This window comes from Spirillospora sp. NPDC047279 (genome assembly GCF_040643285.1).
Lineage (GTDB): Bacteria > Actinomycetota > Actinomycetes > Streptosporangiales > Streptosporangiaceae > Spirillospora.
In genome coordinates, this window is the sequence record NZ_JBEYUA010000017.1 from 35810 (window position 1) to 51341 (window position 15532).

The following is a 15532-nucleotide window of genomic DNA, read 5'->3' on the forward strand; positions in this document are numbered from 1 at the left end:
GCCGCCGATCTAGCGCGGCGCGAACTCGGCCAGCGCCTCGTTGGCGCGCGGCACCGCGTCGGTCGCCGACGTCAGCTCCGGGTCGAAGTTGAGATCGACGAACGCCTCGGTCATGCCCTGCTCGGCGATCCGGGCGAGGTCGCCGCGGATCTCCTCGTACGATCCGGTCAGCGGTGTGCGCCCGGCGGCGCCCGCGGGCCCCACCCGTACGGCGGCGCGGCAGACGAAGCGCAGCGCGCCCGGGTCGCGGCCGGCCTTCTCGGCGGCGTCGCGGACGACGCCGACCGACCGGGCCAGGCCGGCCGGGTCGGCGCGGCTCGAGCTGATCCAGCCGGCCGCCAGGCGCCCGGCGCGCCGCAGCGCGGGGTCGGACGCGCCGCCGAGCAGGATCGGCGGCTCGGGCGACTGCACGGGCGCGGGCTCCATGCGGACCGGCGGGAAGTCGTAGAACTCGCCGTGGAACTCGCTCGCCTCGTCGTGCCACAGCGAGCGCAGCGCCGCGAGGAACTCCTCGGCGCGGGCGCCGCGCCGTTCGATCGGCGCGCCGGAGACGGCGAACTCCTCGGGCATCCAGCCCAGGCCGAGCCCGAGGTCGAGCCGGCCGCCGGACAGGTGGTCGAGGGTCGCGGCCTGCTTGGCGAGCAGGGCGGGGGAGACGAACGGCAGGTTGACGATGGCGACGCCGAGCCTGATCGTCTCGGTGAAACCGGCGAGATAGCCGAGGGTGACCAGCGGGTCGGGCACGCCGCGGTACGTCGCGTCCGCCGATCCGGCCGGGGTGACCAGGCGCTGGAGCGTCCACAACGAGCGGTAGCCGAGGCTCTCGGCCTCCTGGGCGATGAGGACCTGGTTGCCGGGAGCGGCCCACGCCCCCGAGACCGGCACGGCGAACCCGATGTGCACGACGCTCCCCTCCGTTGGCGACTCCGACGGCGCTGACCGTCCCGGCTCGAACCTTACAACGTCAAGGCGCCGGGCCGGTGCGTGCCCCGCCCGGCGGCGCGAGGAGGCATGTCAGCGGGGGAGGGGGCCGGGGGCGTCCGCGACGATCGAGACGATCGTGCCGTCCCCGCGCCCGGCCGCCAGCCGCAGGGCGGCCCGCAGGCAGGTGCCGCTGGAGGGGCCGGCCGGGATGCCGGTGACCTCGTGCAGGTGCCGGGCCGTCGCCAGGCTGTCGTCGTCCTCGACGGGGATGACGACGTCGACGACCGAGGCGTCGAAGCCGGGCTCGACCCGGGGACGGCCGATGCCGTCGATGCGCGACGGCATCCCGGTGGCGTAGTCGGCCACGTCGTAGGCCCAGGCCGCGAAGTAGGCGCTGTGCTCGGGATCGGCCACCGCGATCCGGGTGGGCAGCCCGGCCTCGCGCACGTGGCGGCCGAGCGCGGCGCTGGTCGCGCCGCTGCCCGCGCCGGCCACCACCCACGCCGGCGGCTCGTCCAGGAGGCCGAACAGCTCCACCGCCAGCGACCTGTCGTCGACCGGGGCGAACGGGTCGAGGACGTGGCCGCCGATCTCGGCCGCGAGCCGCCGCGCCTCGTCGTAGACCGCCAGCGGCGGGTCGTGGCGGCGGCACTCGCCGCCGTGCCGTTCGATGCGGGCGGCCTTGTCGGGCCGGGTGCGGCCCGGCACGACGGCGATCATCCGCAGGCCCAGGAGGCGGGCGAACCAGGCCGCGGCGACGGCGGTGTTGCCGCTGGTCGGTGTGATGATCGCCATGCCCTCGGTGAGCGCGCCGGACGCCACGGCGCCGCGCAGCAGGGTACGGACGGGACGGTGCTTGAGGCTGCCGGACGAATGCGCCGACTCGTCCTTCAGCAGGATCCGGGCGTCGCCCGGGTAGGGGAGCAGCGGTGTCGGGGCGGCGCCGGCGGCTTCGCCGTCCAGGCGTTCCAGCGCAGCCGCGGCCCAGCTCAGGGGGCCGCCACGATGAAGCTGGAGTTGCCGAAGCCGACCTCGTCGCCGGGGCGGACGCGGGCCGGGCCGGTGAGCCGCCAGCCGTTGACGCGGGTGCCGTTCATGGAGCCCAGGTCGGAGATCATCCAGTCGCCGTCGTCGTCGCGGTAGATCTCGGCGTGAAACCGGGAGACGGTGAGGTCGGTGAGGATGAACTGGCAGCCGGGCGCGCGGCCCACCACGATCCGGGTGAGCCCGGACGGCGGCAGCATGAACCGCGGCAGCCGGGGCGCCCTCCAGGCGGCCTCGATGCGCGCGGTGACCTGGGAGACCGAGGAGATGATGCCGGTCAGCCGGTTGACGACGCGGTTGGTGGACGGCAGGTCGTGGACGATGTCGGCCAGCTCGGCCTGGCTCTGGGCGCGCAGGACCTGGTCGACCCGGCGCTCGAACGTCTCGTGCGACATCCGGCCCTCGGCCACCCGATCGCTGAGAACGCGCAACACGCGGTCGCGCTCCATATCGGACGCTCTCACCGGATATGAGGGCTGACCGTCCATAGCTGTGAGTATCCAGATCCCGTCGTCGGCTGTCCAGGAAAGCCCCGCATCCTCAGAATAAGTGATCATCCGCACTCATCCCTTATGGGTTCGACGTCCGCCGATCACCAGAAGTTCGGGTGACCGGCGGGTTTCCCGGCACGGTCCGCGGCGCGATCCGGTCAGCGCGGCGGCACCGGATCAGGTCACCGCGACAGCAGGTCGCGGGCGATGTGGGTCACCTGGATCTCGTCGGTGCCGGCGTAGATCTGGAACGATTTGGCGTCGCGGGCGAGCTGCTCGACGCGGTACTCGCTCATGTAGCCGTTGCCGCCGTACAGCTGGACGGCCTCCATCGCGACCTCGCTGGCGGCCTGCGCGGCGTAGAGCTTCATCGCCGACGCCTCGGCCAGCGTCGGGGTGCGGCCGGCCTTCTGCATCTCGATGTGCCGGAACACCAGGTTCTGCACGTTGATGCGGGCGACCTCCATCTTGGCCAGCTTCAGCTGGATGAGCTGGAAGTCGCCGATCCGCTGCCCCCACAGCTCGCGCTTCTTGGCGTAGTCGATCGACAGCTTGAGGCATTCCTCGATGACGCCGAGGGACATCGCCGCGACGCCGGCCCGCTCGGTGACGAAGTTCTGCTTGGCCGACTCCTTGCCGCCGCCCGAGCCGCCGGACAGCACCCGGTCGGCGCCCGCGCGCACGTCGTTGAGGAACAGCTCGCCGGTGGGGGAGGAGTGCAGGCCCATCTTGCGCAGCGGCCTGCTCTGCTCCAGCCCGGGCATGCCGCGGTCGAGCACGAACGTGAGGATCTCGCGGTCGCGCCGGTCGCCCCCGGCGGCCCCGTCGTCGAGCTTGCAGTAGAAGACGATGGTGTCGGCGTACGGGCCGTTGGTGATGAACGTCTTGCTGCCGTTGAGCACGTACTCGTCGCCGACCTTGCGCGCGGTGGCCTGCATGCCGCCGAACGCGTCGGAGCCGGAGTTGGGCTCGGTGATGGCCCACGCGCCGACCTTGTCCATGGTGAGCAGGTCCAGGCCCCAGCGTTCCTTCTGCTCGACCGTGCCGCGCTTCATGACGGTGCCGGCGGCGAGGCCGAGGCTGACGCCCATGGCGGTGACCAGGCCGGGGGAGACCTTGCACAGCTCGATGATCGGCAGCATGCTCATCGCGGCGTTGCCGCCGGCGGGGCGGTCGCCGTCGTCGTCGCGCTGCTCGCCCGACCGTTCCCTGGCGATGCGGGAGGCGAACGAGGAGCGCGCCATCTCGTCCATGCCGAACGTCTTGTAGAGGCTCCGGATGAGGTCGTAGGGCGGGAGCTCACCGGCGTCGAGCGCGTCCAGGTTGGGCCGGACCTCGGCGTCGATCCAGCCGCGCACCGCGTCCCGGATCATCAGGTCTTCGTCGGACCACTCGATCATGCTCCCCGCCCTTCCCGGTCGGCCGCGCCCATCGCGTCCCTGCTCGGAGATGCCCATCCAAGCAGAAACTGAAAGCGAGCACTTATTCGGGGGTGGTGGTGCCCGTCACCTGCCGAGCGGGCCGGGCCTCACTTCTCGAAGGACACGACGTCGGCGAGGATGCCGCCGCCGGGCGTCTGCCGTTCCTGCGACGGGCTGTCGTAGACGACCAGCAGCCGGGGGCCGACGGCGTCGGGCTCGTCCAGCACGGCGATGCCCTCGGCGTGGTCGTCGCCGGCGCCGTACGGCAGTTCCCCGACGAGCTCCAACTCGGCGGCGGGAACGATGTCGGGCGCCTGGACCTTGGCCGCGCCCGGCCAGCGCACCACCTGCACCGGCCCGTCCAGGTCCATGGTGGGGCCGGTGAGGATCAGCAGGTCGTCGCCGTGCGGGCACAGGTCGCGGATGCCCAGGCCGCCGAGGTCGAGGAAGTGCGTGCGGTAGCGGGCGCCGCCCTCGCCGAGCGGGCGCAGCCGCAGCCGGCCCGGGTCGTCGGGGTGGGTCTCGGGGTGGATCTCCAGGAGCACCGCCCAGCCGCGCAGCACCGGGCCGCGGAAGCCGATGTAGACGCGGTCGCCCTGGACGGCGATGCCCTCGATGTCGATGCCGTTGTCCTTGCTGGGGATCGGCAGGAACGGCGCGAGGTGCGGGTCGTCGGCGAGCAGGTCGGTGATGGAGTCGCCGTGGCCGCCGAGGACGGCGGCGGTGTGCTCGCCGTCGCCGCGCACCACGTCGGGCAGGCCGTCGGCGCCGGTCACCAGCGGGAGCCGGGCGAGGATGTAGCGGTTCTCCTCGCGCACCACCGTGCCGAGCCGCTTGCGGCTCTTGGCGTCGGACTGGCCCTCTTTGATCTTCTTGCGCTTGAGGCTGTGCGAGCCGATCGCCCACAACCAGCCGTTGGCGCGGGCCAGGCCCTCGATGTCGGCCTCCTCGTCGGGACCGGCCGGGAGGGTGACCAGGTCGGCGAGCGAGACGGTGCGGTGCCCCTCGTAGGCGGTGACGCGCCCCGCCGCGTCGGTGGCCGCGGTGAGCCGCTCGATGGTGGCGGTCTCGTCGCCCGCCACCCACAGGCAGGAGCCGTCCTGGCGGACGGCGGAGAGATTGGTGTGCGTCTCGGCCTCGACGCTCGCGTGCCCGAAGCGCAGCTCGACCCGGCGTTCCACGATCATGCGCAGATGTTCCCACACAACCTGGGGCGAAGGCTCCCCTATCGCTGCAGGCCAAATGTGATCTACTTTGTAAAGGCGGGCTCCCAGATCACCGGCAGTGACGGCGGCTTACGGAACACCAGCCCCCGCGGCGCCACATCGGCACCGGCGACCAGCCGCAGCCCCGGCAGCCGGTCCAGCAGCGCACGGAGCGCCACGGCCGTCTCCAGCCGGGCCAGATGGGCGCCGAAACAGAAGTGCGGCCCGTGCGCGAAGGCCAGGTGGTCACCGGCGTTGGCGCGCCGCACGTCGAACGCGTCGGGGTCGGCGAAGACCGCCGGGTCGCGGTTGGCGCCCGCGATCGAGACCCGTACCAGCTCGCCCTTGGCGATCCGGGCGCCGGCGATCTCGACGTCCTCGGTGGCGTACCGGTCGACGACCGAGGCGGCGGGCTCGAACCGCAGCGACTCCTCGATCGCCCCGCCCAGCAGCGCGGGGTCCGCGCGCACGAGGTCCAGCTGCCCGGGGTGGGCGAGAAGGTGCAGGGCGGCGTTGGAGATCATGCCCTCGGTGGTGTCGATGCCGCCGAACATCAGCACCGCCGCGTTGGAGACCACCTCGTCGGCGCTCAGCCCCTCCTCCTGGTGCGCGGCCTCGGCCAGCAGCGAGTCCGAGCCGGGCACGGAGATCGCGTCGCGCACGGCCGCGCCGAGCCGCTCGTAGGCGTCGCCGGCCTGGCCGGGTCGCCCGGCGGTGATGTCGGACACCGCGGTCACGAACGTCTCGTACCAGGAGCGCACGGTGGCCGCGTCCACGCCCTCCAGGCCGAGCGCCTCGGCCACGACCGCGACGGCGAGCGGGCCGGCGAGGTCGGCGCGCAGCTCGGCGCGGCCGGCCGGCGCCATGCCGCCGACCAGGCGGTCCACCTCGGCCTCGACGAACGCGGTGAACCGGGCGCGGGTCCGCGCGGGCCGGAACGGGCGGGCGAACGGCTCGCGGTGGCGGGTGTGCGTCCGCCCGTCCAGCGACAACATGCTGGGGCCGACGACCTGCGCGGTGGAGAAGCGCGGGTCGTCGACGGTGAACGCGGCGGCGTTGCGCATGACCCGCAGGGCCGGGGCGTGCGCGGTGACCAGCCACCCGCCGAACGCGGGCAGCCAGGACACCGGTTCGTGCTCGCGCAGGCGGGCGAGGAGGGGGTGCGGGTCGTTCTCCAGTTCCCCGACCGTGGCCTCGGCGCCGACGGGGAAGCTCTCTGACCGGTATGTCACCTCTGTGAGGGTAGTCAGCGATACGGGTGGACGGCCCGGCAGGCCGTGCGGCCCGCCAGGTCAGGCGGCCGTCGGGCGCTCCTGCCACCACTGGCGGCCGGCCTCGGGCAGGGTGTGGATCGGGTCGTAGTACTCGTAGCGGCGGGCCAGCGCCTCGGGGTCGGCGGCCTCCAGGGCGGTGCGGTAGTTCTTGGTCCAGTAGGAGATGCCGCGTTCGCGGTCGTAGTCGGTGAGCTGGTGCACCCAGCGCTTGCCGACGTAGGGCACGTCGCAGACGATGCGCGGGGTGGCGAAGCCCGGCAGGTAGCCCATGATCGCGTGCTGGAGCTCCTGGGCCTCCCACACCGCGACCCGCCAGTGCTCGCTGTAGGGGATCATGTCGCACATGTAGAGGTAGTAGGGCAGGATGCCGGCCTCGTCGAGGAGTGCGAACGACAGGTCGAGCAGCTGATCGGGGGTGGTGTTGACGCCGCGCAGCAGCACCCCCTGGTTGCGCACGTCGCGGATGCCGGTCTCCAGCATCGCCCTGGCGGCGCGGGCGACGAGCGGGGTGACCGACTGCGCCGCGTTCACGTGCGTGTGGACGGCTATCTGCACGCCCCGCCCGTGCGCCTTGGTGGCCAGGCGTTCCATCCCGGCGCGCACCTCGTCCTGCAGCCAGTGTTGCGGCAGCCCCATCAGGGCCTTGGTGGCCAGCCGGATGTCGCGGACGTTGTCGATGTCCAGGAGGGCGTCGACGAACGTCTCCAGGCGAGGCCAGGGCAGGTTGGCCACGTCGCCGCCGGAGACGACCACGTCGCGCACGCCGGGGGTGCGGCGCAGGTAGTCGAGCATGGCGCCGTGCCGGTCGGGCGCCTTGATGGTGAACTTGTGCTTGTTGACCGCGGGGGTCGAGGTGCCGACCAGGTCCATGCGGGTGCAGTGCCCGCAGTACTGCGGGCAGGTGGGGAGCAGCTCGGCCAGCACCTTGGTGGGGTAGCGGTGGGTGAGGCCCTCGACCGCCCACATCTCGGCCTCGTGCAGCGAGTCGCGGGCGGCGTAGGGGTGCGAGGGCCAGTCGGTGCGGCGGTCGCCGAACACCGGGATCATGTAGCGCCGTACCGGGTCGGCGTAGAACGCCTCGGTCGAGCTCACGTCCATCGTGTTGAGCATCTGCGGCGTGACCAGCATCGACATCGTCGCGCGTTCGGCCTGGTCGCGCTCCAGGTCGGCGTAGAAGCCCTCGTCCAGGAGATCGCCCATCAGCGCGCGCAGCTGCCGCACGTTCTTGACGCAGTGCGCGCGCTGCCACTGCGCGGACTCCCACTCGGCGGCCGTGACCTCACGCCAGCCGGGGAAGCGGGTCCAGTCGGGCTCTTCCAGGGGCCGCCGGGCGTAGGCGTAGGGCTGTTGCGAGGGTCCGGCCGTGCCTGCCGCGGCGGGCTCCGGACGCAGGGCAGTGGTCATCGTTGACCCCTTCGCGCGTACGTTCTTAACGATATGTTGCCTGAGACGGACGTTACGGGAAGAATTCCGTATATACCAGTGGTGCCCGGGACATCCTCCGGGGAAGCCAAATTCGGACAGGAAAGCCTAGGCGGGCAGGAATATGGACGCAACAAGCTCTCCGGTGGGGCTGCACCGGGTGCTGGAGCCGCCCGGCGTGCTGCCCCAGGCGGCCGCCCGGCTCGACACCGATCCGCGCATCCGGCCGGACGAGGTGCGGATCAGGGTGGAGCGCCTCAACCTGGACGCGGCCTCGTACCGCCAGCTGCACACCGCGCACGACGGCGATCCCGCCGCGATCCGCGCCGCAGTGCTGGAGATCATCGCCGCGCGCGGCAAGATGCAGAACCCGGTCACCGGCTCGGGCGGGATGCTCGTCGGCGTCGTCGACGAGGCCGGCCCGCGCTCGCCGCTCGGGCTGAAGGCGGGGGACCGGGTCGCCACCCTGGTCTCGCTGACGCTCACCCCGCTGGAGATCACCGACGGGCTGGCGCGCTGGGACGGGCGGTCCGAGCAGGTCCCGGCCGAGGGCCACGCCATCCTGTTCGCCCGTTCCATCGCCGCCGTGCTGCCCGCCGACCTGCCCGTGCCGCTGGCGCTGTCGGTGCTGGACGTGTGCGGCGCGCCCGCCCTGACCCACCGCGTGGTCCGCCGGTACGAGGGGCCCGGCGGACCCGTGGTGGCGGTGCTGGGCGCGGCCGGCAAGAGCGGCTCGCTGTCGCTGGCGGCGGCCCGCCGCGCCGGTGCCGCCCGCACGATCGGGCTCGTCCCGACCGAGGCGGAGCGGCGCCGCCTGGCGGACTCCGGGCTGGCCGACGAGGTCGTGCTCGCCGACGCCCGCGACCCGGTCGCGGTCGCCGCGGCGCTGGGGGAGCCCGCGGACGTGACCGTGGTGTGCGTGGACGTGCCGGGCTGCGAGCACGGCGCGATCCTGGGCACCGCGCCGGGCGGCACGGTGGTCTTCTTCTCCATGGCCACCTCGTTCGCCGCGGCGGCGCTGGGCGCCGAGGGGCTGGCGGCCGACGTCACGATGCTGGTGGGGAACGGATACGTGCCCGGGCACGTCGATCTTGCGTTGGACCTGCTGCGATCGGAACCCGCGGTTCGTGCGCTGTTCACCGCCCGGGAAGGGGGGAAAGCGCGAGAATGACCGGGTCGGCCCCGGCCGCGGCGGGGGACCCCCGGATCATCCTCGAGGAGCACTGCGATGGCGAGCATCACCCGGTCACTGCGCGAGCGTGACCCCAAGGAACGTCAGGCCCAGATCGTCGAGGTCCTGGTCGACGCCTTCTCCGATCTCATGGAGCGCAGCCCGGCCGAGTTCCGCCGCCGTTTCCGCAAGATGGCCTCCGACCCGTTCGCCTTCTACCGCGGCAGCGCCTGCCTGTTCTACGCCGACATCGTCGACGACGAGGACCCGTGGGCCGACGAGCGCACGGCCCGGGTCTGGATCCAGGGCGACCTGCACGCGCAGAACTTTGGCACGTACATGAACGACGACGGCATCTTCATCTTCGACGTCAACGACTTCGACGAGGCCTACGTCGGGCACTTCACCTGGGACGTCAAGCGGCTGGTGGCCAGCCTGGCCCTGCTGGCCTGGAGCAAGGCCATCTCCGACTCCGACATCCGGCGGCTCATCGAGACCTACGTGCACGCCTACGTCGACCAGGTCCGCGACTTCGCCGAGCACGACGGCGACGACGAGTTCGCGCTGACCCTCGACAACACCGACGGCTACATCCGCGCGGTCCTGGTCGCCGCCCTGGCCAACACCCGCATCGAGCTGCTCGGCGAGATGACGCTGGTCGAGCGGCACGAGCGGCGCTTCCGCAGCCGGCCGGGGGTGCGCCGCCTCGACGACGCCGAGCGCGCCAAGGTCGAGCGCGCCTACGAGGCCTACCTGGCGACCATCCCGCGCGACAAGCGCCTGCGCCCCATCACCTACCAGGTCAAGGACATCGTGGGCGCCTCGGGCTTCGGCATCGGGTCGGCGGGCCTGTCGGCGTACAACATCCTCGTCGAGGGCAACAGCCAGGCCCTGGAGAACGACGTCGTCCTGTCGATGAAGCAGGGCAACGTCGCCGCCCCCAGCCGCGTGGTCGACGACCCGCGCATCCGTGACTACTTCCAGCACCACGGCCACCGCACCGCGGTCTCCCGCCGCGCCCTGCAGGCCAACACCGACCCCTGGCTCGGCCACACCGAGATCGACGGCGTCGGCTACGTCGTCCAGGAGCTGTCCCCCTACGAGGAGGACCTGGACTGGACGTCGCTGACCGAGCCCGAGGAGATGCTCTCGGTCCTGGACGACCTCGGCCGCGCCACCGCCAAGATCCACTGCGTCTCCGACAGCGACTCCGACCACACCCTGGTCGGCTTCCAGGTCGAGAACGCGATCACCGCGGCGATCGGCGACGACGAGAAGGTGTTCGTTGCGGCCATGGTCGCCTTCGGCATGGAGTACGCCTCCGTCGTCCGCGACGACCACCGGCTCTTCGTCGACGCCTTCAGGAACGGCCAGATCCCCGGCCTGTAACGTCGTGCGGAAGAGGTTCTTGCGGATTGGGGCCGGTTTGCCGGAGGATCTTCCGTAGGAATCCCGCCAGCACGGACGATTGTTCGAGGGGGTCGGCAATGACGCCGCAACGCAAACTCGACCTGGACCCGGCGGTGGTCGCCCGGGCGAGACGCCTGGCCGCCCGCGCGGCCGAGCCGATCATGCAGATGGCGCGCACGCACACGACCGTCTCGGTGGAGCGGGCCCTGCTGCGCCTGGCAGGGCTCCGGGGCGCCGACGACGAGGGCCGCCCGTGGGTCAACCACCTCGCCGACGCCGTCCGCGACCAGGTGGGCCTGGAGCACGGCGTGGCGCTGCCGGTGTGGGACGCGCTGGCCGAGGGCCCGCACGGGTCGCTGGCCGAGCTGGCCGAGGCCGCGGCCCGGGGACGGGTCTCCTTCCGGCTGCCCGGCGGCGGCGACGCGGCGGCCGCGCGGGAGGCCGCCCGCCGCGCCGCCCGGATCGGGATCACCGCCATCGACCGGCGCCGCGCCGAACGCGAGCGGGTGCTGGCCGAGGTCGGCGACCCGAAGCAGCCGTGGATCTACCTGATCGTGGCCACCGGCGACATCTACGAGGACATCCCGCAGGCCCAGGCCGCCGCGCGGGAGGGCGCCGACGTGGTGGCGGTCATCCGGTCGACGGGGCAGTCGCTGCTGGACTTCGTGCCCGAGGGAGCCACCCGCGAGGGCTACGCGGGCACCTACGCCACCCAGGAGAACTTCCGGCTGATGCGGGCGGCGCTGGACGACGTGTCGCGCGAGCTGGGCCGCTACGTCCGGCTGACCAACTACGCGTCCGGGCTGTGCATGCCCGAGATCGCGACGCTGGCCGGGCTGGAACGCCTGGACATGATGCTCAACGACTGCATGTACGGGATCATCTTCCGCGACATCAACCCCCGCCGCACGTTCATCGACCAGCGGTTCTCCCGGCAGATCCACGCGCGGGCGGGGATCGTGATCAACACCGGCGAGGACAACTACCTCACCACCGCCGACGCGGTCGACGCCGCGCACACGGTGATCGTCAGCCAGCTGCTGAACGAGCGGTTCGCGCACGAGGCGGGGCTGACCGACGGGCTGCTGGGGCTCGGGCACGCGTTCGAGATCAACCCGGCGATCCCGCAGTCGTTCCGGCTGGAGCTCGCACACGCCCAGCTGGTGCGCGAGCTCTTCCCCGACGCGCCGCTGAAGTACATGCCGCCCACCAAGCACATGAGCGGCAACATCTTCGCCGGCTACCTGCTGGACGCCTTCTTCAACCTGGCCGGGGTGATGACCGGGCAGTCGATCATCCTGATCGGCATGATGACCGAGGGCATCCACACCCCCTGGTTGTCGGACCGCGACCTGGCCCTGGAGAACGTGCGCTACGTCCGGGACGCCTGCGGCGACCTCGCCGACGACTTCATGCCCCGGCCCGGCGGGTTCGTCGCCGAGCGGGCCCGGCAGGTGTTGTCGGAGTCGGTCGACCTGCTCGACCGGATCTGCGACGACGGGCTGCTCGCCGCGATCGGGGAGGGCACGTTCGGCATCACCCGCCGCCCCGCCGACCGCGGCAAGGGCCTGGACGGAGTGGCCGAACGCGCCGGCGGGTACTTCAACCCCGCGATCGACATCCTCGACGGCGAGGATCCGCACGCCCACCACGGCGCCCACGACAGCGAGGAGGTGCCGGCATGACCATCTCCGGAGACCACTCGCCCGACGGCGGCGCCGGCCTCGACGCGGGGGCCGGTGCGGGCCTCGGTGCCGGGCCTGGTGCCGGGCCTGGTGCCGGGCTTGGTGCCGGGCTCGGGACGGGCACCGAGACCCGGGCGCCCGCCGAGCCCGCCGACACCCGGCAGATCATCCGGCCCTACGGCGACACCACCGGCGACGGCATGGTGCAGATGTCGTTCACCCTGCCCGTCCCGGCGGGCAAGCGCGCCGAGGCGGCGGCGCTCCAGCTGGCCGGGAAGATGGGCCTGGAGCCGGCCAGCGTCGTGCACGCCAAGCCGATGGGCCCCGACTTCACCTTCTTCATCGTCTACGGGCGCGTCGGCCACCTGATCGACTACGCGGGCATTCCGGTGCCCGAGGGCCGCGAATACCCGCTGCTGACGGCCAAGGAGGTCAACCTGGCCATCCGCGAGGCGCTGGGCCGCCGGCTGGTGGTGGTCGGCGCCTGCATCGGCACCGACGCGCACACCGTCGGCATCGACGCGATCCTCAACGTCAAGGGGTTCGCGGGGGAGAAGGGCCTGGAGTACTACCGCGAGATCCAGGTGGTCAACATGGGCGCCCAGGTCACCGTCGCCGAGCTGGTCGAACGCGCCAAGGCCGAGAACGCCGACGCGGTGCTGGTCTCCCAGGTCGTGACGCAGCGCAACGCCCACCTGCACAACACCAAGCAGATGGCCGCCGCCTTCCACGCCGAGTACCCGACCGCGGTCGCCGCCGGGATGGGCCGGCCGCTGCTGGTCGTCGGCGGGCCCCGCTTCGACACCGTCGCCGCCGGAGATCTCGGCGTCGACCGGATCTTCGGCAAGGGCACCACGCCCGCCGAGGTGGCCAGCTTCCTCGCCCACGTCCTGCTGCCCAGGGAGACCGACCGGTGACCGATCCGTTCGACGGCTCGAGCTTCGAAGGGCTGAGCGTCACCCACCGCCGCTACGTGCCCTACGCCCACGCCCACTACGCCGGGCATCTCGTCGACGGCGCCTACGTCCTCGGGCTGTTCGGCGACGTCGCCACCGAGGTGTGCATCCGCTCCGACGGCGACGAGGGCCTGTTCGCCTCCTACTCCGACGTCCGGTTCCACGCGCCGCTGCGTGCCGGGGACGTCGTGGAGGCCACCGCCACCGTGACCCGGGTCGGGCGGCGCAGCCGCACCCTGGAGTTCGAGGCGCGGGTGGTCTGCCGGGGCCGGCCCGACAAGGGCGAGTCGGCCGCCGAGGTGCTCACCGAACCGATCATCGTGGTCACCGCGACCGGCACCGTCGTGGTGCCCGAACCGGTGCCGCCACAGTTGTGACCCCTGTGACCACGGTGATTTACCGACCACGTCCGATCATGGTTTTCACCTTGTGAAACAAGGGGTCCCCGCAGAACGTGAGGCGGTTGACAAGGGGGCGGAAGCCGGTAGTTTGGCAGCAGTCCAGCACGGGACTCACCGATCGGCCGCCCGAGGCGCCACCGGACATCGCGCCACGACGGGCACGAGTGTTGATTCGCTCCCACTCCCGTTCGAGCCAGGTGCGGGTGACCGGAAGCCGCGTCACGGCGGAGCCGCCCGATCGGGCGGGGGCTTGGACCCGGAAAGGGCCCGGACATCCAGTAGAAAACGGAGCATCATCGTTCTCACCGCCTGTGGGACGACTCCGGCCCGATGGATGTCACGGGCCCTCTTCCGTGCCCGGACCCCGCCGCCTCCCCCTCCGAGGTCGTGCCGGGCCCGCCCGGACGGTAGCGTTCCCGCCAGTGGTGTTGTTGGACAAGGAGCCATGGTGGCGCAGGAAACCCTCCCGGACCGGACGCCGGCCGACGAACCGGTCGCGGCGTCCGGCGATGCCGCCGGCTCCGGCGGTCCCGGAGCCGCCGCCGACGCCCCCGCTCAAGCCGCCGCCCGCGGACGCGCCGCGCGCCTGAGAGCGTTCCTGCGGACCAGCGGGCGGGCCGGATGGCCCCGCACCCTCCTCGTGGCCGCCGCGGGCCTGATCATGTACCTGGCGTTCCCGCCGGCCGACCTGTGGCCGCTGGCCCCCGCCGGCGTCGCCCTGTTCACCCTGGCCCTGCGCGGCCTGAGCGCCCGCACCGCGGCGTGGCTCGGGTTCGTCGGCGGCGCCGCGTTCTTCCTGCCCGTCCTCACCGGCATCGCGGCGATCGGCCCGGACGCCTGGATCATCCTGAGCCTCGTCCAGGCCCTCTACTTCATCCCGCTCGGCGCCGGCGTCGCCCTGGTGACCCGGCTGCGCGGCTGGCCGGTGTGGACCGCCGCCCTGTGGGTCGCCGAAGAGCTGCTGCGCGGCAACGTGCCGTTCGGCGGGTTCCCCTGGGCGCGCCTGGCGTTCAGCCAGACCGCCACCCCGCTCACCCCCTACGCCTCGCTGGGCGGCGCGCCGCTGGTCACCTTCCTCACCGCGCTCCTGGGCGGCCTGCTCGCCTACGCGGTGGTGACCGTCCTGGCGCACCGCGACGGCCCCTTCAAGCCCGCCGCCGCCCCCGTCGCCCTCGCGCTGGCGGCCGGCGCCGCGGTCGTCGGGGGAGGCCTGGCCGTCCCGACCCCGGCCGAGGGCCGGCCGGTCACCGTCGCGGTCGTCCAGGGCAACGTGCCGCGCCTGGGCCTGGACTTCCTGGGCCAGCGCAAGGCCGTCCTCAACAACCACGTGCGGCAGACCCACAACCTGGCCCGGCAGGTCCGCGAGGGCAAGGTCGCCCGCCCCGAGCTGGTGGTGTGGCCGGAGAACGCCAGCGACCTGGACCCCTACGCCGAGCCCGAGGCCTACACCGCGATCGACGCCGCCGTCCGCGACATCGGCGTCCCCGTCCTGGTCGGCGCCCTGGTCGACACCCCCGACGGCGAGCACGTGGAGAACCGCGGCATCGTGTGGGACCCCCGCAGCGGCCCCGGCGACTACTACGTCAAGCGGCACCCCGTCCCGTTCGGCGAGTACCTGCCGTTCCGCGGCGTGCTCACCAAGCTGATCACGCGGTTCGAGCGCATCCCGCGCGACTTCGCCCGGGGCACCCGCTCGGGCGTCATGCGGCTCGGCCCGGTCACCATCGGCGACGTGATCTGCTTCGAGGTCGCCTACGACCGGGAGGTCCGCGACGTCGCCGCTGGCCGGCTCCTGGTCGTGCAGACCAACAACGCCACCTACGGCAAGACCAGCCTGCCGCCGCAGCAGATCGCGATGTCGCGGCTGCGGGCGGTGGAGCATGGCCGTACGATCTTGGTAGCGGCGACGAGCGGCATCAGCGCGATCGTGGCGCCGGACGGGAAGATGATCGACCAGTCCGGCGAGTTCACACCCGACATCCAGGTGGCGAGCGTCCCGGCGCGCACCGAGCGCACCATGGCCGACCGGGTCGGCGCCCGGCCCGAGTGGGCCCTGGCGCTGCTGGCCGTCGGGGCGGCCGGCTTCGCCGTGCGGACCACCCGCAGGAAGAACGAGGGGAAGTAGCAC

General features: G+C 72.6%; 13 protein-coding genes. 6 read left to right on the top strand and 7 right to left on the bottom strand.

Annotation, left to right across the window (positions count from 1 at the left end; genetic code table 11):
• Positions 1-9: 9 nt before the first annotated feature.
• From ABZ810_RS35780 to ABZ810_RS35810, 7 genes are all read right to left on the bottom strand, one after another.
• A complete protein-coding gene (locus ABZ810_RS35780; RefSeq protein ID WP_358410863.1) occupies positions 10-903 on the bottom strand; it encodes a TIGR03619 family F420-dependent LLM class oxidoreductase in 894 nt (297 codons plus the stop codon).
• Between the two features lie 111 nt (positions 904-1014).
• The gene (locus ABZ810_RS35785) at positions 1015-1998 is read right to left on the bottom strand and encodes a pyridoxal-phosphate dependent enzyme (protein WP_358411183.1); all 984 of its coding nucleotides are present in this window, start codon (positions 1996-1998) and stop codon (positions 1015-1017) included.
• Positions 1914-2456 carry a DUF1707 and FHA domain-containing protein gene (locus ABZ810_RS35790; RefSeq protein ID WP_358410865.1) on the bottom strand — a complete coding sequence of 181 codons (543 nt, stop codon included), beginning with the start codon at positions 2454-2456 and terminating at the stop codon, positions 1914-1916. The genes ABZ810_RS35785 and ABZ810_RS35790 overlap by 85 nt, the downstream gene beginning before the upstream one ends.
• A 185-nt stretch (positions 2457-2641) precedes the next feature.
• Entirely contained in the window at positions 2642-3859 is a 1218-nt protein-coding gene (locus ABZ810_RS35795) for an acyl-CoA dehydrogenase family protein (RefSeq protein WP_358410867.1), read from the bottom strand.
• A gap of 128 nt (positions 3860-3987) precedes the next feature.
• Positions 3988-5067 (bottom strand): DUF3616 domain-containing protein, encoded by a 1080-nt coding sequence (locus ABZ810_RS35800; protein WP_358410869.1) that lies wholly within the window; start codon positions 5065-5067, stop codon positions 3988-3990.
• Between the two features lie 62 nt (positions 5068-5129).
• Entirely contained in the window at positions 5130-6317 is a 1188-nt protein-coding gene (locus tag ABZ810_RS35805; RefSeq protein ID WP_358410871.1) for a cytochrome P450, read from the bottom strand.
• Positions 6318-6377: 60 nt separating this feature from the next.
• A complete protein-coding gene (locus ABZ810_RS35810; protein ID WP_358410873.1) occupies positions 6378-7763 on the bottom strand; it encodes a lysine 2,3-aminomutase in 1386 nt (461 codons plus the stop codon).
• 142 nt (positions 7764-7905) lie between these two features.
• Here ABZ810_RS35810 and ABZ810_RS35815 point away from each other — a divergent pair, with 142 nt between their 5' ends.
• The 6 genes from ABZ810_RS35815 to lnt all read left to right on the top strand — a co-directional run bounded on the left by ABZ810_RS35815 (position 7906) and on the right by lnt (position 15529).
• On the top strand, positions 7906-8952 hold the full coding sequence (locus ABZ810_RS35815; protein ID WP_358410875.1) for an L-erythro-3,5-diaminohexanoate dehydrogenase: 1047 nt from the start codon (positions 7906-7908) through the stop codon (positions 8950-8952).
• 57 nt (positions 8953-9009) lie between these two features.
• Positions 9010-10341 (top strand): DUF2252 domain-containing protein, encoded by a 1332-nt coding sequence (locus ABZ810_RS35820; protein ID WP_358410877.1) that lies wholly within the window; start codon positions 9010-9012, stop codon positions 10339-10341.
• Positions 10342-10439: 98 nt separating this feature from the next.
• Positions 10440-12047, top strand: coding sequence for a lysine 5,6-aminomutase subunit alpha (locus ABZ810_RS35825; RefSeq protein WP_358410879.1), 1608 nt, complete (start codon positions 10440-10442; stop codon positions 12045-12047).
• The gene (locus tag ABZ810_RS35830) at positions 12044-12964 is read left to right on the top strand and encodes an OAM dimerization domain-containing protein (RefSeq protein WP_358410881.1); all 921 of its coding nucleotides are present in this window, start codon (positions 12044-12046) and stop codon (positions 12962-12964) included. Before ABZ810_RS35825 ends, ABZ810_RS35830 begins: the two co-directional genes overlap by 4 nt.
• The gene (locus ABZ810_RS35835) at positions 12961-13380 is read left to right on the top strand and encodes a hotdog fold domain-containing protein (RefSeq protein WP_358410883.1); all 420 of its coding nucleotides are present in this window, start codon (positions 12961-12963) and stop codon (positions 13378-13380) included. Before ABZ810_RS35830 ends, ABZ810_RS35835 begins: the two co-directional genes overlap by 4 nt.
• Positions 13381-13849: 469 nt before the next feature.
• Entirely contained in the window at positions 13850-15529 is a 1680-nt protein-coding gene (lnt, locus tag ABZ810_RS35840; RefSeq protein ID WP_358410885.1) for an apolipoprotein N-acyltransferase, read from the top strand.
• Positions 15530-15532 lie beyond the last annotated feature (3 nt).

Bases quoted from the DNA above. Each gene is read 5' to 3' on its own strand.
- ABZ810_RS35790 (WP_358410865.1), bottom strand. From the start codon at position 2,456: ATGGACGGTCAGCCCTCATATCCGGTGAGAGCGTCCGATATGGAGCGC.
- ABZ810_RS35795 (WP_358410867.1), bottom strand. From the start codon at position 3,859: ATGATCGAGTGGTCCGACGAAGACCTGATGATCCGGGACGCGGTGCGC.
- ABZ810_RS35800 (WP_358410869.1), bottom strand. From the start codon at position 5,067: ATGATCGTGGAACGCCGGGTCGAGCTGCGCTTCGGGCACGCGAGCGTC.
- ABZ810_RS35810 (WP_358410873.1), bottom strand. From the start codon at position 7,763: ATGACCACTGCCCTGCGTCCGGAGCCCGCCGCGGCAGGCACGGCCGGA.
- ABZ810_RS35815 (WP_358410875.1), top strand. From the start codon at position 7,906: ATGGACGCAACAAGCTCTCCGGTGGGGCTGCACCGGGTGCTGGAGCCG.
- ABZ810_RS35820 (WP_358410877.1), top strand. From the start codon at position 9,010: ATGGCGAGCATCACCCGGTCACTGCGCGAGCGTGACCCCAAGGAACGT.
- ABZ810_RS35825 (WP_358410879.1), top strand. From the start codon at position 10,440: ATGACGCCGCAACGCAAACTCGACCTGGACCCGGCGGTGGTCGCCCGG.
- ABZ810_RS35830 (WP_358410881.1), top strand. From the start codon at position 12,044: ATGACCATCTCCGGAGACCACTCGCCCGACGGCGGCGCCGGCCTCGAC.
- lnt (WP_358410885.1), top strand. From the start codon at position 13,850: ATGGTGGCGCAGGAAACCCTCCCGGACCGGACGCCGGCCGACGAACCG.